At 61.9% G+C, this 17,719-nt stretch carries 17 protein-coding genes; 11 read left to right on the top strand and 6 right to left on the bottom strand.

All coding sequences use genetic code 11. The annotated features are described in order from the left end of the window. Window positions 1-12 precede the first annotated feature (12 nt). Window positions 13-909, top strand: a complete 897-nt coding sequence (locus tag AC1RT4_RS26395; RefSeq protein ID WP_493088968.1) for a cation diffusion facilitator family transporter — start codon at window positions 13-15, stop codon at window positions 907-909. Here the strand turns inward: AC1RT4_RS26395 and AC1RT4_RS26390 are convergent. Beyond that, on the bottom strand, window positions 903-1,952 hold the full coding sequence (locus tag AC1RT4_RS26390; protein WP_493088966.1) for a DUF6515 family protein: 1,050 nt from the start codon (window positions 1,950-1,952) through the stop codon (window positions 903-905). The genes AC1RT4_RS26395 and AC1RT4_RS26390 overlap by 7 nt on opposite strands. A gap of 453 nt (window positions 1,953-2,405) precedes the next feature. Here AC1RT4_RS26390 and AC1RT4_RS26385 point away from each other — a divergent pair, with 453 nt between their 5' ends. Continuing rightward, window positions 2,406-2,885, top strand: coding sequence for an Lrp/AsnC family transcriptional regulator (locus AC1RT4_RS26385; protein WP_007909658.1), 480 nt, complete (start codon window positions 2,406-2,408; stop codon window positions 2,883-2,885). A 106-nt stretch (window positions 2,886-2,991) separates the two neighbouring features. Beyond that, window positions 2,992-3,201, top strand: a complete 210-nt coding sequence (locus AC1RT4_RS26380; RefSeq protein WP_003228500.1) for a DUF2788 domain-containing protein — start codon at window positions 2,992-2,994, stop codon at window positions 3,199-3,201. Here the strand turns inward: AC1RT4_RS26380 and AC1RT4_RS26375 are convergent. The 4 genes from AC1RT4_RS26375 to AC1RT4_RS26360 all read right to left on the bottom strand — a co-directional run bounded on the left by AC1RT4_RS26375 (window position 3,196) and on the right by AC1RT4_RS26360 (window position 9,556). Beyond that, a complete protein-coding gene (locus tag AC1RT4_RS26375; RefSeq protein ID WP_493088964.1) occupies window positions 3,196-3,831 on the bottom strand; it encodes a pseudouridine synthase in 636 nt (211 codons plus the stop codon). The two genes, AC1RT4_RS26380 and AC1RT4_RS26375, sit on opposite strands and share 6 nt — an antisense overlap. Window positions 3,832-3,903: 72 nt before the next feature. Beyond that, complete coding sequence (gene amn, locus AC1RT4_RS26370) at window positions 3,904-5,403, bottom strand: AMP nucleosidase (RefSeq protein ID WP_493088962.1); 1,500 nt, start codon at window positions 5,401-5,403, stop codon at window positions 3,904-3,906. A gap of 59 nt (window positions 5,404-5,462) precedes the next feature. Further along, window positions 5,463-7,112, bottom strand: coding sequence for an acyl-CoA dehydrogenase family protein (locus tag AC1RT4_RS26365; RefSeq protein ID WP_493088960.1), 1,650 nt, complete (start codon window positions 7,110-7,112; stop codon window positions 5,463-5,465). A 95-nt stretch (window positions 7,113-7,207) separates the two neighbouring features. Then, window positions 7,208-9,556: a 7TM diverse intracellular signaling domain-containing protein gene (locus tag AC1RT4_RS26360; RefSeq protein WP_493088958.1), complete on the bottom strand. Its 2,349-nt coding sequence runs from the start codon at window positions 9,554-9,556 to the stop codon at window positions 7,208-7,210. 303 nt (window positions 9,557-9,859) lie between these two features. On the opposite strand from AC1RT4_RS26360, the gene AC1RT4_RS26355 reads away from it, so the two are divergent. The 4 genes from AC1RT4_RS26355 to AC1RT4_RS26340 all read left to right on the top strand — a co-directional run bounded on the left by AC1RT4_RS26355 (window position 9,860) and on the right by AC1RT4_RS26340 (window position 13,380). After that, entirely contained in the window at window positions 9,860-10,657 is a 798-nt protein-coding gene (locus AC1RT4_RS26355) for a hydroxymethylpyrimidine/phosphomethylpyrimidine kinase (protein WP_007958699.1), read from the top strand. A 24-nt stretch (window positions 10,658-10,681) separates the two neighbouring features. Next, a complete protein-coding gene (gene thiE, locus AC1RT4_RS26350) occupies window positions 10,682-11,305 on the top strand; it encodes a thiamine phosphate synthase (RefSeq protein WP_085608753.1) in 624 nt (207 codons plus the stop codon). 10 nt (window positions 11,306-11,315) lie between these two features. Beyond that, entirely contained in the window at window positions 11,316-12,599 is a 1,284-nt protein-coding gene (hemL, locus tag AC1RT4_RS26345; RefSeq protein WP_064599654.1) for a glutamate-1-semialdehyde 2,1-aminomutase, read from the top strand. A 226-nt stretch (window positions 12,600-12,825) separates the two neighbouring features. After that, the gene (locus AC1RT4_RS26340; protein WP_493088955.1) at window positions 12,826-13,380 is read left to right on the top strand and encodes a tetratricopeptide repeat protein; all 555 of its coding nucleotides are present in this window, start codon (window positions 12,826-12,828) and stop codon (window positions 13,378-13,380) included. A gap of 82 nt (window positions 13,381-13,462) precedes the next feature. Here the strand turns inward: AC1RT4_RS26340 and AC1RT4_RS26335 are convergent, their stop codons facing one another. Continuing rightward, window positions 13,463-13,792 carry a DUF1820 family protein gene (locus AC1RT4_RS26335; protein ID WP_007958692.1) on the bottom strand — a complete coding sequence of 110 codons (330 nt, stop codon included), beginning with the start codon at window positions 13,790-13,792 and terminating at the stop codon, window positions 13,463-13,465. Between the two features lie 132 nt (window positions 13,793-13,924). Here AC1RT4_RS26335 and miaB point away from each other — a divergent pair, with 132 nt between their 5' ends. The 4 genes from miaB (at window position 13,925) to AC1RT4_RS26315 (ending at window position 17,713) form a co-directional block, all read left to right on the top strand. Continuing rightward, window positions 13,925-15,253, top strand: coding sequence for a tRNA (N6-isopentenyl adenosine(37)-C2)-methylthiotransferase MiaB (gene miaB, locus AC1RT4_RS26330; RefSeq protein WP_064382169.1), 1,329 nt, complete (start codon window positions 13,925-13,927; stop codon window positions 15,251-15,253). A 123-nt stretch (window positions 15,254-15,376) separates the two neighbouring features. Further along, on the top strand, window positions 15,377-16,381 hold the full coding sequence (locus AC1RT4_RS26325) for a PhoH family protein (protein WP_493088952.1): 1,005 nt from the start codon (window positions 15,377-15,379) through the stop codon (window positions 16,379-16,381). Then, window positions 16,374-16,868 carry an rRNA maturation RNase YbeY gene (gene ybeY, locus AC1RT4_RS26320; protein ID WP_007958682.1) on the top strand — a complete coding sequence of 165 codons (495 nt, stop codon included), beginning with the start codon at window positions 16,374-16,376 and terminating at the stop codon, window positions 16,866-16,868. Before AC1RT4_RS26325 ends, ybeY begins: the two co-directional genes overlap by 8 nt. Before the next feature lie 5 nt (window positions 16,869-16,873). Beyond that, window positions 16,874-17,713, top strand: a complete 840-nt coding sequence (locus tag AC1RT4_RS26315) for a CorC family transporter (protein WP_007909641.1) — start codon at window positions 16,874-16,876, stop codon at window positions 17,711-17,713. Window positions 17,714-17,719 lie beyond the last annotated feature (6 nt).

Raw genomic sequence — 17,719 nt, 5'->3', positions numbered from 1 at the left:
ATTGACGCACCCATGACCACAAGCACCGACCACGCCCGCCTGCTGCGGCTGGCGACCCGCGCCTCGGTGGCGGTGGCCTGTACGCTGATCATCGCCAAAGCCATCGCCTGGTGGCTGAGCGGTTCGGTGAGCATGCTCGCCGGCCTCACCGACTCGGCCCTCGATGGCGTCACTTCGTTGCTCAATCTGCTGGCGGTGCATTACGCGCTGCGCCCGGCGGATGACGATCACCGTTATGGCCATGGCAAGGCCGAATCCCTGGCGGGTATGGCGCAGGCGCTGTTCATTGGCGGCAGTGCGGTGCTGATCGCGTTTCAGGCCTATGAGCGTTTGAACAATCCGGAGCCGCTCGGCGCGCCATGGCTGAGCATCGGGGTGATCGTGTTTTCCCTGTTGCTGACGGCGGCGCTGTTGATGCTGCAGCATCGGGTGATCAAGCAGACCGGTTCCAACGCGGTGCGGGCGGATTCGCTGCATTACCGTTCGGACCTGTTGCTCAACGGCAGCATTCTGATTGCGCTGGTGTTGGCCGGGTTCGGCTTCGATCAACTGGACGCGTGGTTCGGCCTGGGGATCGCGGCGTACATTCTGTGGAGCGCGATCCAGATCGCACGGGAAAGTTTTTCGGTGCTGATGGATGAAGAGCTGCCAACGGATGTCAGTCAGCACATGCTCGAACTGGCGTGCGGCGTGCCAGGCGTGTTGGGCGCGCATGATTTGCGCACACGGATTTCCGGCAATCACTGGTTCGTGCAGTTGCACCTGGAGTTGCCGGGGGAGCTGACGCTGTCAGTCGCCCATGGCATCAGCGATCAGGCAGCAGATGCCATTCACAAAGCCTACCCACGGGCCGAAGTGCTGGTGCACGCCGACCCGCAGGAAGTGGTCAAAGCCGCTCGGGCTCAGTAGTTGACCTGATAACCGCGACTGCTCAGGCAATTGCCCTGAGCCTGGCGGTAGGCCTGCACCACTTCAGGCGCCGGCTGGTAGGTCGCGGTGCGCGGATTGAAGCCGCTCTGCTGCACCGCGTACTGATAGCACTCGTACCCGTCGCGCTGAACCTGCTCCGGTGACTGACCGTTGGCCGGATACGCTTCCACGTCATAACCATTGCCGGTCGGCTGCGGTGGCTGCTGCACTGGCGGCTCGACCACCACGTAATCCTGCGTCGCTTCCTGATAGGCGTAGTACGAACCGGCGGCGAGGAACAGCAGCGAACCGCCGATCCACACTTCCCGAGCGTAATCCGGCAGGTACTGGATGCGAATCCCGCGCGGCGGCTGAACCACGATGTAGCGCGGGCCTTGCGGGCGATACCAGTAGCCGCCGGAGTAGAAATAGTCCTGGCCGCGATACGGCACACGGTAATCACGATCCGGGAAACGGTCGATCACATGGCCCGGCCGGTATTGCGGGCCAGGGCCCCAGCCGTTGCCATGCCCGTCCGGACGCCCCGGCCAGCGGTTGTCGTTGGGACGGTTGCCGGTCTGCCAGTTCTGGTGATAGCCGTTCTGCGGACGCTCGTCACGGTAGTAACCCTGACGCGGTTCCTGGGTCTGGCGCACGGTGTCGGGGCGCGGCTGGATCGGCAGATCGTTAGCCGGCAGTTGCGGCGGCGGTGGCGGCTGGCGTACCGGGTTGGGGTTGTACGCCGGACGTGGCTGGTTCTGGTTCTGCCATTGGCCATTGTTCTGCTGGCCGCGGTTCTGCTGGCCGTTGTGCTCGAACTGGCGGCTGTTGTCGCCACGGATGATGTCGTTGTTCTGCCGCTGCGGATTGTTTTGGCCGCGCTGCTGATTGCCACCGCCATGGCCCTGATTGTTGCCCTGGTGCTCCGGCCCGCGTCCGCCGCCGTCGGGGCCGCGATTCTGCGGCTCATCCGCCAGCGCTTGCGCACCGACACTCACACACAGCAAACCAACACTGGCCAGACGCCAGATGCGCGACTTCATGAAATTCCTCACTGCGGACTAGAGCCTGAAATTAAGAGGGCGTGTAGCTAAGACCGGGGATGGGCACACCGGGTTCTGCTACAGGTTATCAGTCACGTCATTTATTTATTGAGCGAGATGGCCAAATCGCGGGCAAGAAAAAAGGGAGACCCGTCGGCCTCCCTTCTAGAGAACTTCGTCCTGGCTCGACGCTTTTGACGTCGGCTCACCTCACGCCGTCTTCTGGACAGTGTGCAGCTCGGGGGCCGGCACAACCCCGGTGGGGGTGGCGGCCGCGGCAGGCCGGATTGGGCGGGCCGCGTGGACTGTGTTACCGAGCAGTGATTCTGGTGATAAGAATAGGCCGGAGGCTGCGACAGATGATTGCGAAGATTGCTCAAATAAACATCACTTGCGCAATTTTTAACCCTGGATAGATAATCCGCCGCAATAGTTAAGACAAAGGATCGTTTGATGAGCAAACTCGACCGTTACGACCTCAGCATTTTGGCGGAATTGCAGCGCGACGCCCGCATCTCCAACCAGGAACTGGCCGAGCGCATCGGTCTGTCGCCCTCCCCGTGCTCGCGCCGGGTCAAGCAACTGGAGGATGACGGCTATATTTCCCGCCAGGTCGCCCTGCTCGATCGCAAGATGCTCGGCCTGAGCCTGACCGCCTACGTGCTGATCGGCATGGACCGGCACACGCCGGAGCGTTTCGAGAACTTCGAAGCGGCGATTCGTACCTTGCCGCAGGTACTGGAATGCAGTCTGGTCACCGGGGTGGATGCCGACTATCAGCTGAAAGTGGTGGTGCCGGACATGGATCACTATCAGAAGCTGCTGCTGGGGCATCTGACGCGGATTGAAGGGGTGACCAGCGTGCGCTCGAGCTTTGTGTTGAATCAGGTGCTCAACAGCACCGAACTGCCGCTGACCCATCTGCGCAGCTGAAATCGACGAATGACTGCGGCACACCGACGCAGGTCAATGCTGCGTCGTTCGCCGCTGGCGTATACTCCCGGCCGCCCTTTCAGCCGCGCAGCGCCGGAGATGCCCGATGGATCCAGCAGTATTTGAAGAGTGGATGATGACCGGTCTGGTCAGCATCCTGATCATTTTCATGGGTTTCATCGTCTGGGATCTGGCGAAGAAGTCCAAGGCCGGGCGCTTCGGCTCATTCATTCTGTTCTTCGTGCTGGGCCTGGGCGTGGCCGCGTTCATCATCAAAAGCGTGGTGATCGGCCTGATCGAATCCGGCGCCTTATAAGCGCGCCGGCACTTCTTTCCACTGGCCCTGATCGAGCCCTTCGATCGTCCAGTCACCAATTCTGACCCTCACCAGCCGCAACGTCGGCAGCCCGACCGCCGCCGTCATCCGCCGCACCTGACGGTTGCGCCCTTCGCGAATCACCAGTTCCAGCCAGGTTGTCGGAATCGTTGCGCGAAAGCGCACCGGTGGGTTGCGCGGCCACAGTTCCGGCTCATCCAGTTGCCGCGCTTCGGCGGGCAAAGTCATGCCGTCATTCAGTTCGACGCCGTCACGCAGGCGCTGCAACTGCTCACCCGTCGGCACGCCTTCGACCTGCACCCAATAGGTTTTCGCCAGTTTGTGTTTGGGGTCGGCGATCCGCGCCTGCAACTGGCCGTCATTGGTCAGCAGCAGCAAACCTTCGCTGTCGCGATCCAGCCGTCCGGCCGGGTAGATGCCCGGAATGTCGATGTAATCCTTGAGCGTCGCCCGCCCTTCGCCGTCGCTGAATTGCGTCAGCACATCGAACGGTTTGTTGAACAGGATCAGCTTCGGCTCAGCCGGCGGTGCCTTGGCGACACGGCGCGGGGCTGAAGAAGCTGGCTTCGCGCCGGGGCGGCGGGAAGGTGGACGTTGGGGACGGGACATAAGAGAGCAGACATTTAGCGATCAGGGCTGACAATGCTAGTGCCCCGACCGCCAAATGACCACGACAAACCGTTAGCGGAACGGCGGCTCGTCGAAGCTGCGCAGTTTGCGCGAGTGCAGCGAGTTGAGTTCGGTGCGCAGCAGATCCACCGCTTCGATGCCGATCTTCAAGTGCTGGCTGACCGCACGTTCGTAGAACGCGTTGGCCGAACCCGGCAGCTTGATTTCACTGTGCAGCGGTTTGTCCGACACACACAGCAACGTGCCGTACGGCACCCGCAAGCGATAACCCTGGGCGGCGATGGTGCCGCTTTCCATGTCCACCGCCACGGCGCGGGACAGGTTGATCAGCGGTCGCTCCTGGGCCCAGCGCAATTCCCAGTTACGGTCGTCGTAGGTCAGCACGGTGCCGGTGCGCAGGCGTTTTTTCAGGTCGTCGCCCTTCTCGCCGGTGATGTTGGCCGCCGCTTGCTGCAACGCCAGTTGCACTTCGGCCAGCGCCGGAATCGGAATGTTCGGCGGCACCACGCGGTCGAGAATTCCGTCGCGACGCATGTAAGCGTGAGCCAGCACGTAGTCGCCGATGGTCTGCGACTGACGCAGGCCGCCGCAGTGACCGATCATCAGCCAGCAATGCGGACGCAGCACGGCCAGGTGGTCGGTGATGTTCTTGGCGTTGGACGGACCGACACCGATGTTGACCAGGGTCACGCCGTGGCCATCGCTGGCGATCAGGTGATACGCCGGCATCTGGTAGCGGTGCCAGACCACACCGGCCGCAATCGCCGAGGCTTCGCCGTGATCCATGCCTTTTTCGATGATCACGTTGCCCGGCAAGACCATGCGTACGAAACGCGGGTCGCGGCGCAGTTGCTCCAGGCCATGGACGATGAACTGGTCGACATAACGGTGGTAGTTGGTCAGCAGAATCCACGGCTGCACATGGCGCCAGTCGCTGCCGGTGTAGTGCACCAGACGGCGCAGCGAGAAGTCGACGCGCGCGGCGTCAAACAGCGCCAGCGGCAGCGGATCGGTGTTTTCCCAATCGTAGAGACCGTCGGCGATGCCATCGGTGGCGGCGGACAGGTCGGTACTCGGGAACACCCGTGCCAGCACGGCGGCAGTGACGCCAGAGCCCGCCAGTTCATCACCCTGCTCGACCACGTACGGGTATGGAATGTTTTGCTCGCTGACGCCGACTTCAACGGTCACGGTGAAGTCGTGCATCAGCGGCGTGAGCTGCTCCAGCAGGTATTTGCGAAACGCCGCCGGGTGGGTGACGGTCACGCTGTAGGTGCCCGGCAACTGCACCTTGGCGTAAGCGCGGGTGGTCTGCGGGACTTCGCCCTGGCAGTGGTAGGTCAGACGCAGTTCGGGATAACGGAACAGGGCACGTTGCTCGGCGTCGGGTTCGACGCGATCCTTGAGATAACGCTTGAGCGCCGAGTTCAGCGCCGTGGTGGCCCGCTCATGCAGCTCGGCGAGACGATCCACGGCCTGTTCGGCGGTTTGAACGACAATAAACGCTTCGGTCACGATCAGCTTCCTGTGTTCTGACTTGCAGAGCTTCATCTTGCCTGCATCGTGGCGTCACGGAAACAGTGGCGTTGTGGCTTTGTCGCGATCCCCCTTCAGAAACCTTGTGGCGTAGAGCGGACGACGATGGCTTCGACATCCAGCCCGCGCGGCAACGCGCCGTAGGCCCGCCCGCCTCCGTTCAGACGACTGGCGATGAACGCATCGCTGACCGCCGAATTCCCGGCCTCCAGCAACAGCTTCGCTTGCAGTCCCAAAGCGATGTCTTCGGTCAATTGCCGTGCGCGGTATTGAATGTCACTGGTGTCCTTGAACTGCGCCTGCAACTGCTGAATGTGCGCGGCCAGTCGCTTGTCGCCATGACCGTCGCCCAACTCGCTGAACAACACATCGAGCACGCCCGGCTCTTTCGACAAGGCGCGCAACACATCGAGGCATTGCACGTTGCCGGAGCCTTCCCACGTCGAGTTCACCGGTGCTTCGCGGTACAGCCGCGGCAGGATGCTCTCCTCGACATAGCCAGCACCGCCCATGCATTCGGCGGCTTCGTTGATCATCCCCGGCGCGCGTTTGCAGATCCAGTATTTACCCACCGCCGTCACCAGTCGGGCGAACTGCGCTTCATGGCGATCGTCCAGATGATCCAGCGCCTTGCCCATACGCAGGCTCAACGCCAGCGCGGCTTCACTTTCCAGCGCCAGATCGGCCAGCACGTTTTGCATCAGTGGCTGTTCGCTGAGCAGTTTGCCGCCGACCTTGCGATGGGCGCAGTGGTGGCTGGCCTGAGTCAGCGCCTGACGCATCAGCGAGCTGGAACCGACCATGCAATCGAAACGGGTCATGGCCACCATCTCGATGATGGTCGGCACGCCGCGCCCTTCTTCGCCGACCATCCACGCCAGCGCGCCACGGAATTCCACTTCACTGGAGGCGTTGGACTGGTTGCCGAGCTTGTTTTTCAGGCGCTGGATATAGAACTGATTGCGCGTGTCGTCCGGGCGATGGCGCGGCAGCAGGAAGCAGCTCAAACCCTTGTCGGTCTGCGCCAGCGTCAGGAACGCATCGCACATTGGCGCCGAGCAGAACCACTTGTGGCCCACCAGTTCATAGGCCTGGCCCGGGCCGCTGGCGCCGACCGGATAAGCCTTGGTGGTGTTGGCCCGCACGTCGGTGCCGCCCTGTTTCTCGGTCATCGCCATGCCGATGGTCACGCCGGCCTTGTGGGCCATGCCGACATTGCGCGGGTCGTATTCGGTGGCGAGGATTTTCGGCAGCCACTGCTCGGCCAGATTCGGCTGCAAACGCATCGCCGGCACACTGGCGAAGGTCATGGTCAGCGGGCAACCGCTGCCGGCCTCGGCCTGACTGTGCAGATAGCTCATGGAAGCGCGGGCAACATGGGCGCCGTCCTGTGGATGAGCCCAGGGCAACGACGTCAGGCCATGTTCAATGGCGGTGCGCATCAGCTCGTGATACGCCGGATGAAACTCCACCAGATCGATGCGATGACCGTAGCGGTCATGGCTGGCAAACACCGGTTTGTTCTGGTTGGCGAGGAACCCGGCCTCCATCAGCGGCCCGCCGGCCAGCGCGCCGTAGGCATCGATCCGCGACTCGGCCCAGCCGGCACCGAACCGCCGCGACCACTCCTGCAACGGCAGGTCGATGCGGTACAGGTTGGTGCCGTCGAGCGACGGTGGCTGGTTGGTGACTTCGTGGGTTTCGGCGAACTGATGCAGGTTCATGACGGGGCTCCTTGATCGGCCAGAGCTTCAGTTAAGCACCGCCCCCGAACCGATCAAAGTGTCATATCGGCCTAAATGCCGGCGCTTTCACCCTATCAGCAACTCAACACCCGCCGCTGCATCGCAACCTGCAGATCCTCGAATTTAACCGGTTTGCTCAGGTAATCAATTGAGCCACCCGACGCGCAATGCTCGCGATCCGCCCCTAGCGCGATCATGAACACCGGCAAATGGGCGCATCCCGGCAGGTCACGAATCTGGCAACACAGCGATGCCCCGTCGAGCGGTGGCAGCTGGCAGTCGATCAGCACGGCATCGAAGCGCTCGCGCTGCAAACAGTCGAGCGCCGCCGCGCCGTGGTCGGCGGTGCGCACCCGGAAACCGAGCTTGAGCAACATGCCGCGCATCACCAATTGATTGACGCTGTTGTCGTCCACCAGCAGCACGGTGCAATCCTGCGGCACGCGCACGGTGTCACGGCTGAACGCGGGCACGGCTTCCACTTCCGGCAACTCAAACTCGACATCCAGTTGAAAGCGGCTGCCACTCCCCGGTTCGGAACGGTGCGTGAGCTTGCCACCGAGCAATTCCACCAATTGACGGCAGATCGCCAGACCGACACCCAGCCCGCCATATTCGCGGGTCATCGAACCATCGAGCTGGAAGAACCGCTGATACATCGTCGCCTCGCCCAGATCGGTGAAACCGATGCCGGTATCGATCACCGCAAAGGACAGCGCCAGCCGATTGTCCGTCGATGGCTTGCCGGTGACCCGCAAGGCCAGACCGCCGACGCGGGTGAACTTGATCGCGTTGTCCAGCAGGCATTCCAGGCATTGCGCGAGTTTGGCGCTGTCGCCATGCAGGCGATCAGGCAGGGTCGGCAGCACGTCGACCTTGAAGTCCAGCGACTTGCTCGAAGCGTTGCCATCGAACTGCATCCGCAGCGCCTCGACCACCCCGCGCAGGCTGAAGCTGCCCGGCGTGGCCTTGAGCTTGCCGGCCTGCAATTCGGTCAGGGTCAGGATGCCGTTGACCATGCGCATCATGTCCCGGGCCGAACCGGCGGCGGTCTGCTGGTATTGCTCCAGTTCCGGATCGAGTTCGACGGTCTGCATCAACTCGAGCGAACCGATCACACCGTTCATCGGCGTGCGCAGTTCGTGGGTCAGGGTCGCGAGGAATTCGTCCTTGAGCTTGTTGCTGTGGGCCAGTTGCTGGTTCAGCACTTCGAGTTTCTGGCCGGCATCGAACAGAGTCTGCGCCTGCTGTTCGCGCATCGCGTTGATGCGGTCGGCCAGGGCCAGCGACAGCAGCGCCACTTCAATGGCCGAACCGATCTGGCTGGCGTACATGGTCAGGAACACATTCGGCAGCAGACCCAACACCATCATGGTGTTGACGATGCCGCCGATCAGGAACGCCGACCAGGCAATGATGAAATAACGCGCCACCCGCAGGCCGCGCCACCAGGCCAGGATCCCGGCGGCGAAAATCACCACGGTAAAGGTCAGGGCCAGGGTCGTTGCCAGACGCAGGGCCAGGCCATAACTAGTCATCAACGACAGGCCGATCACCACGGCGCCGAACGCGATCAGGACGATCAGCAGGCGGTCGAGCCAGCGGCTGTGGTTCTTCGTCTGCAGGAAACTGCGGGCAAACTGGCTGCCGAACAGCCCCGCACAACCGATGAAGAACGGCGTGGCGGCGTTGGCCCACCATGGGTTGTCCGGCCAGAAATACTCGACCGCCGCGCCATTGACCGACAGCTGATAAAGGCCGAACGAAGCGATATAGAAGATGTAATAGAGGTAACTGGTGTCGCGCACGCTGAGGTAGATGAACAGGTTGTAGACCAGCATCCCCAGCAGCACGCCATAAATGATCCCCAGCACGTACAGGCGAACTGGCTGGTCTTCGAGGTACGCGGTGCTCGACCACAACGTCACCGGCGCCTGGATCGAGCCTTCGCTGGACAACCGCAGATAAACCGTTCGCTGCTGATCCGGCTTGAACGCCAGGTCGAACAGGTAATTATTCTGGCGGATCTCGCGACTGGCGAACGGCAGGGCGTCCCCGGTCTGCCGCACCAGACGGTAGTCGCCGGCGGCATCGGGCAGATACAGGTCGAGATGATCGAGCGGCGGATACGCCAGCTCCAGCAACCAGCTGCGCTGCGCCGACGGATTGGTCGGGCGGTAATGCAGGTCGATCTTCAGCCAGAACGCCGAGCGCGAATAACCGGCATTGAGCGTGGCTTTGTCATGGGCTTTGAAGTTTCCGGCGGCGGCTTGCGCGCGGACGTCGGCAATGCTCGCCTGACCGCTCGGGTCTTCGAACACTTGCAGGGATCGACCCAGCGGGAGGCTCTGGGTGAACTCGTCGAACTCGACGGCGCTTGCCAGGAGGGGCAAACAGAACAGCAACATCAACAAATAGCGCATTGAAGCCCCAGCGTGGCTTGGCCGGTTGTGTCAGGAAGCCCCCCATTCCCTTTGAGATGACGTAAAACCGGTATTACCTGTTATTGGTTTGGATCCACTCTAGCATAGCCGTTGATGGCCATTGAGCACCATGGAAATTTTTCAGACGAAGGCTCTAGAACGGGCGTTCCAGAGCAGAACGCCGGACTAGAGCTGTTTGCTCGGTCAAATTGTGACAAGCGCTGCGGATCCGCTACCCGTGTTATCGGCAGGACGCTGCGCCACAACACCCGAAAAACAGGTTTGGTGGTAAGCTCGCGCACCATGAATATCTACAGCTCACGCCCCGTTGTCCTCTGTCTCTCCGGCCACGACCCCAGTGGTGGCGCCGGCCTGCAGGCAGATATCGAAGCCCTGCTCGCTCAGGGTTGCCATGCGGCTCCGGCCGTCACCGCCCTGACCGTGCAAGACACCGTCAACGTCACTGACTTTCGCGTCCTCGACCGTGAGTGGGTACTGGCCCAGGCCAATGCCGTGCTCAACGACTCCGAAGTCGCGGCAGTGAAACTGGGCATGCTCGGTTCCCTGGAAATGGTCGACACCGTCGTCGAACTGCTCCAGGCGCACCCGCACTTGCCAGTGGTCTGCGACCCGGTGCTGCGCGCCGGCGGCGGCGGACGCCTGGGCAAGGACGAAGTCGGCTACGCCATGCGCGAACGCCTGCTGCCGCTGTCGATCATCGCCACCCCCAACCTTCCCGAAGCCCGGATCCTCGCCGAACTGCCAGAAGGCACCGCGGACGAGTGTGCTGAAAAACTGTTGCCGTACATCAAGAACCTGCTGATCACCGGCGGTCACGGCGACGAAACCGAAATCCACAACCGCCTGTACAGCCGCGACGGCCTGCGCGAAACCTTCAAGTGTCAGCGCCTGCCGGGCAGCTATCACGGTTCCGGCTGCACCCTGGCCAGCACCCTCGCCGGTCGGCTGGCACTGGGCGAAAACCTCGCGAGCGCGGTGCGTACTGCGCTGGATTACACCTGGCGCACCCTGCGCGATGCCGAACAGCTGGGCAAAGGCCAGTTCGTGCCGCGTCGCCTGCCGCTGGATTTCTGTTCCTGATGTTCCGAGCCTGAGGTCTGCGCGATGAAACTACGTGGCCTGTATGCCATCACCGACAGCCAGTTGCTGGCCGGCAAGTTTCTGTCCTACGTGGAGGCGGCGCTGGAAGGCGGCGTCACCCTGCTGCAATACCGCGACAAGAGCAGCGACGAAGCCCGTCGCCTGCGTGAGGCCGAAGCCCTGCGCGATCTGTGCGAACGCTACAAGACGCAACTGATCATCAACGATGACGCCGAACTGGCCGCACGCCTGAACGTCGGCGTGCACCTGGGCCAGACCGACGGCCCGCTGTCGCCGACCCGCGCCCTGCTCGGCTCCAAGGCGATCATCGGTTCGACCTGCCACGCGCAGCTTGAACTGGCCGAACAGGCCGCCAAAGAAGGCGCGAGTTACGTCGCCTTCGGTCGCTTCTTCAATTCAAACACCAAACCTGGTGCACCGAGTTGCAGCCTCGATCTGCTCGACGAGGCCAAACGCACCCTGCACCTGCCGATCTGCGCGATCGGCGGCATCACCCTCGACAACGCCGCGCCGCTGGTGGCCCACGGTGTCGATCTGCTGGCCGTGGTCCATGGCCTGTTCGGCGCCGACAGCACCGCCGAAGTGACCCGCCGCGCCCGCGCCTTCAATGAATTATTAAAAGTCTGAGAGCCCGATCATGTCTCGTTCCGAAACCCTGTTTGCCAACGCCCAGAAACACATTCCCGGTGGCGTGAACTCGCCGGTGCGCGCGTTCAAGAGCGTTGGCGGCACGCCGCTGTTCTTCAAGCACGCCGAAGGCGCCTACGTCACTGACGAAGACGACAAGCGTTATGTGGATTACGTCGGTTCCTGGGGCCCGATGATCCTCGGCCACAGCCACCCGGACGTGCTGGACGCGGTGCGCAACCAGTTGCAGCACGGCCTGTCCTACGGCGCGCCGACCGCGATGGAAACCGAGATGGCCGACCTGGTCTGCTCGCTGGTGCCATCGATGGAGATGGTGCGCATGGTCAGCTCCGGCACCGAAGCGACCATGAGTGCGATCCGTCTGGCCCGTGGCTTCACCGGCCGTGACAGCATCATCAAGTTCGAAGGCTGCTACCACGGTCACTCCGACAGCCTGCTGGTCAAGGCCGGTTCCGGCGCACTGACCCAAGGCGTACCAAGCTCGGCCGGTGTGCCGGCAGCGTTCGCCAAACACACCCTGACCCTGCCGTTCAACGACATCGACGCCGTTGAAAAAATGCTCGCCGAAGTCGGCCAGGACGTCGCCTGCATCATCGTCGAGCCCGTGGCCGGCAACATGAACTGCGTACCGCCGGCGCCGGGTTTCCTCGAAGGCCTGCGCAGCCTGTGCGACAAGCACGGCGTGGTACTGATTTTCGACGAAGTGATGACCGGTTTCCGCGTCGCCCTCGGCGGCGCCCAGGCTTACTACGGCGTAACCCCGGACCTGACCACCTTCGGCAAGATCATCGGTGGCGGCATGCCGGTCGGCTGCTTCGGCGGCAAGCGCTCGATCATGGAGCGCATCGCACCGCTGGGCCCGGTCTATCAGGCGGGCACCTTGTCGGGTAACCCGCTGGCGATGGCCGCCGGCCTGACCACCCTGCGCCTGATCAGCCGCCCGGGTTTCCACGCCGAGCTGACCGACTACACCACCCGTCTGCTTGACGGCCTGCAACAGCGCGCCGATGCCGCCGGCATTCCGTTCGTGACCACCCAGGCGGGCGGCATGTTCGGTCTGTACTTCAGCGGTGCCGACGACATTGTTACTTTTGAAGACGTGATGGCCAGCGATGCAGCGCTGTTTGGCCGCTTCTTCCATCTGATGCTGGAAGGTGGCGTGTACCTGGCACCGAGCGCCTTCGAAGCCGGTTTCACCTCGATCGCCCATGGCGAAGCCGAGCTGAAACTGACCCTCGACGCCGCCGAACGCGCCTTCGCCAAGTTGAAGTAAAACACCCCGCCGCTGACGTTGGCCATTGCCAGCGTCAGCGTTCTCCTACATCCGCACGCCTTTTCCGACACGCCTGCCAAAAATCTCCCATAAAGTGGGCGATATATTTCCCGCGCAGCAGAAAATCGAGTAAAGACTTTGTAAGGATGGCCCTGCTTATTTCATAATGCGCGCTTATTGGATCCCTCGACGGGTCCGCGCGCCCTTCAGAGGTAAGTCGATTCCCATGAACCGCACCGGCCGCACCCTTGCCTTGGGCTGCCTGTTGCTCCTTCAGCCGCTGCTCGCACATGCACAAGCAGGCGGCAACTCGTTGTTGATCCCGGCGATGGGTCGCTGCACCCTCAATACTCAGCCGCAAGATGTCACGCAGGCCCTCGCCGCCTGCCAAAAGGCATCGGATGAGGGAGATGCGCAAGCGCAATACGAGTTGGGTGAGTTCTACTACGACGGCAAGAACGCGCCGCGCGACCTCAATCAAGCCCTGAGCTATTTCGAAAAGGCCTCGCTGCAAGGCCACGCCCAGGCGCAATTCAAGCTCGGCACCATGTTCTTCCACGGCGAAGGCGTGCAGGCCAACAACATTCAGGCCTACATCGTGCTGAAGATGGCGGCGGTCAACGGTGCTGAAGAGGCATTGGACACGGCTGACGAAGTGGCCGAAAAAATGCCCCGCGAAGACCTGGAAACCGCGACCCAGGTGCTCGGGCAAATTTTCCGTAAATACCTGATGGAACTGCAGAGCGCCGACGGGCGTACGCCGTTCTCGCCCCTGCCCTGACTAACGATAGTTTCCACGCGGAGCGTCGAAGGCGGCATTCCCACGCAGAGCATGGGAACGATCACTTCCATAAAACCCGGTTTTACTTCTCGGGCATCGGCACCGGAAACGGCATCACGTTGCCAACACCGCCACGGGCTTCGCTGATCTTCGGCGTCCCCAGTCGCTCGACTTCATCGATGCGCACGATCGAGTGCATCGGCACAAAGCTGCGCACCACGCCTTCGAACTGCGCCTTGAGCTTTTCTTCGCTCGGGTCGACGACCACTTGCGTGCGCTCGCCAAAGACGAACTCTTCCACTTCCAGGAAGCCCCACAGATCACTTTGATAGATCTGCTTGGCGTACATTTCGAACACCTGGCCCTGGTTGAGGAAAATCACCTTGTAGATTGGAGCTTCGCGTTTGGTCATGGCGGGCGGACGACATCGGGGTAAAAATGAGGGCGCGAACTATAGCATAGCCACCGGACGCGCAGCGGTAGGAACCTGGGGACATGTTCCCTATAATGCGCGGTTCTTTGAACCACGTGACGACCCTATTCCATGGCCAAGAAGCTTTACATCGAAACCCACGGTTGCCAAATGAACGAGTACGACAGCTCGCGCATGGTCGATCTGCTGGGCGAACACCAGGCCCTGGAAGTCACGGCGCGCGCCGAAGATGCCGACGTGATCCTGCTCAACACCTGCTCGATCCGCGAACGCGCCCAGGACCGGGTGTATTCCCAGCTCGGCCGCTGGCGCGAACTGAAACTGGCCAACCCGGACATGGTGATCGCCGTCGGCGGTTGCGTGGCCAGCCAGGAAGGTGCGGCGATCCGTGATCGCGCCCCGTACGTCGACGTGGTGTTCGGCCCGCAGACCCTGCACCGCCTGCCGGAAATGATCGACGCCGCGCGCATCAGCAAGCTGCCGCAAGTCGACGTGTCGTTCCCGGAGATCGAAAAATTCGACCACCTGCCCGAGCCGCGCATCGATGGGCCGAGCGCCTATGTGTCGGTGATGGAAGGCTGCAGCAAGTACTGCACGTTCTGCGTGGTGCCTTACACCCGCGGCGAAGAAGTCAGCCGGCCGTTCGACGACGTGATCGCCGAGATCATTCACCTGGCCGAAAACGGTGTGCGTGAAGTGACCCTGCTGGGCCAGAACGTCAACGGTTATCGCGGGCTGACCCACGACGGTCGCCTGGCGGATCTGGCCGAACTGATCCGCGTGGTCGCGGCGGTCGATGGCATCGACCGCATCCGCTACACCACCTCGCACCCGCTGGAGTTCTCCGACAGCCTGATCCAGGCCCACGCCGAAGTGCCGGAACTGGTGAAGCACCTGCACTTGCCGGTGCAGTCGGGTTCGGACCGGATCCTGGCCGCGATGAAGCGCAACCACACGGCGCTGGAGTACAAATCCAAGCTGCGCAAACTGCGCGCCGCCGTACCGGGCATCTGCATCAGCTCGGACTTCATCGTCGGCTTCCCGGGGGAAACCGAGAAAGATTTCGAACAGACCATGAAGCTGATTGCCGACGTCGGTTTCGACTTTTCCTACTCGTTCGTTTACAGCCAGCGCCCGGGCACCCCGGCCGCCGATCTGGCCGACGACACCCCGGAAGAACTGAAGAAAGAACGCCTGAACGCCTTGCAGCACCGCTTGAATCAGCAAGGGTTCGAGATCAGCCGACAAATGGTCGGTTCGATCCAGCGGATTCTGGTGACCGACTATTCGAAGAAGGACCCGGGCGAGCTGCAAGGGCGCACCGAGAATAACCGTATCGTCAACTTCCGCTGCGATAATCCGACCCTGATCGGACAGTTCGCCGACGTCCACATCGACGCGGCGCAACCGCACTCGCTGCGCGGGTCGCTGATCCAGTAACACCACAAGGAGACCGCGCCAGACGGCTGAATCGATGCAAGGCTTTTTAAGAGCTTTCGCACCCAAGCCGCTGGCGTTATCCTTGATTTCATCCTAATTGCCCCAGGGCGGCTAAATACGACCTTGAACGCACCCATCGAACCACATCGTTTTATCCTCGAGCCCTTTGAGGCTCGCCGCTTCGCCAATCTGTGCGGGCAGTTCGACGAGCACCTGCGGCTGATCGAACAGCGCCTGGCCATCGAGATCCGCAACCGCGGCAATCAGTTCGAGCTGATCGGCGAACCCAAGCTCACCACTTCCGCGGAAAACCTGATTCGCCGCCTGTACCGGGAAACCAAGGGTTCAGAGCTGTCGCCGGATACGGTTCACCTGTTCCTCCAGGAATCGGCCGTCGAGCAGCTGGACAACCACGCTCCCGCCGAAGCCTCCGTCGCCCTGCGCACCAAGAAAGGCATGATTCGCCCACGCGGCTTGAATCAGCTGCGCTACGTGAAGGAAATCCTCGGCAACGACATCAACTTCGGCATCGGCCCGGCCGGTACCGGCAAGACCTATCTGGCTGTCGCTTGCGCCGTCGATGCGCTGGAGCGTGAACAGATCCGCCGCATCCTGCTGGTGCGTCCGGCGGTCGAAGCGGGTGAAAAACTCGGCTTCCTGCCCGGCGACCTGTCGCAAAAGATCGACCCGTACCTGCGCCCGCTCTACGACGCACTCTACGAGATGCTCGGCTTCGAATACGTGGCCAAGCTGATCGAGCGTCAGGTGATCGAAGTTGCACCGCTGGCCTACATGCGCGGCCGTACGCTGAACAACAGCTTCATCATCCTCGATGAAAGTCAGAACACCACCGTCGAGCAGATGAAGATGTTCCTGACCCGGATCGGTTTCGGCTCCACGGCCGTGATCACCGGCGACATCACCCAGGTCGACCTGCCGCGCGGCACCAAATCCGGACTTCATCACGTCATCGAAGTCCTGAAAGATGTGCCGGGCATCAGCTTCACCCACTTCCAGCCCAAAGACGTGGTGCGCCATCCGCTGGTGCAACGCATCGTCGAAGCCTACGAGCGCTTCGAGAATCGCGTGGCCGATGAAGCGCCAAAGGACACCCGCCACGATGCTTGAGCTTGACCTGCAAATCGCGACCGAAGCGTCTGCGCCGACCGAAGCCGAATTCCGCCAATGGTGCGAACTGGCCCTGCGCCAGCGCACCGCCGACTCGGAAATGACCATTCGTCTGGTCGACGAGGAAGAAGGCCGCGAACTGAATCACACCTGGCGCCACAAGGATTACGCGACCAACGTCCTGTCCTTTCCCGCCGAAGTGCCCGACGAGTTTCTCGACATTCCATTGCTGGGCGATCTGGTGATCTGCGTGGCGGTGGTCGAGCGCGAAGCTGCCGAACAGGGCAAGGAACTAAAGGCCCACTGGGCACATCTGGTCATTCACGGCTGCTTGCATCTGCTTGGTTACGACCATATAGATGACGAGGAAGCCGAAGAAATGGAAGCACTGGAACGCGAGTTGCTTGCCGAATTGGGTTATCCCGATCCGTACGCGGACGACGAAACCGAAACATCCCCTACTGTTACAACAAAGGATTCAGAGTAATCGCTATGAGCGAAGATCGATCGAGCAACGGGCAAAAGTCATGGCTGGGTAAACTGACCCAGGCTTTTGCCCACGAGCCGAAGAACCGCCAGGAGCTGCTTGAGCTGCTGCGCGATGCACATCAGAACAAACTGCTGGACAGCGAAGCGCTGGCCATCGTCGAAGGCGCCATCCAGGTGGCTGACCTGCAGGTTCGCGACATCATGGTGCCGCGCTCGCAGATGATCAGCATCAAGGCGACCCAGACACCCCGCGAATTCCTCCCTGCCGTGGTCGACTCGGCCCACTCGCGCTACCCGGTCATCGGCGAAAGCCATGACGACGTGATGGGCGTGCTGCTGGCCAAGGATCTGCTGCCGCTGATCCTCAAGGAGAACGGCGACAGCTTCAACATCAAGGACCTGCTGCGCCCGGCCACCTTCGTGCCGGAGTCCAAGCGCCTGAACGTGTTGCTGCGTGAATTCCGCGCCAACCACAACCACATGGCCATCGTCATCGACGAATACGGCGGCGTGGCCGGTCTGGTGACCATCGAAGACGTGCTTGAGCAAATCGTCGGCGACATCGAAGACGAGCACGACGTCGAAGAAGACAGCTACATCAAGCCGCTGCCCAGCGGTGATTTCCTGATCAAGGCCCTGACGCCGATCGAAAACTTCAACGAGTTCTTCGACAGCGAATTCTCCGACGACGAGTTCGATACCGTCGGCGGATTGGTGATGAGCGCGTTCGGGCACTTGCCAAAACGCAACGAAATCACTGAAATCGGCGCCTATCGTTTCCGCATCCTGAACGCCGACAGCCGTCGGATTCACTTGCTGCGACTCACGCCAATCGCCCGGTAAATTTAA

The sequence above is a fragment of the Pseudomonas sp. GW821-FHT11D10 genome (assembly GCF_058808435.1).
This window is presented reverse-complemented; position numbering and strand designations above follow the sequence as displayed.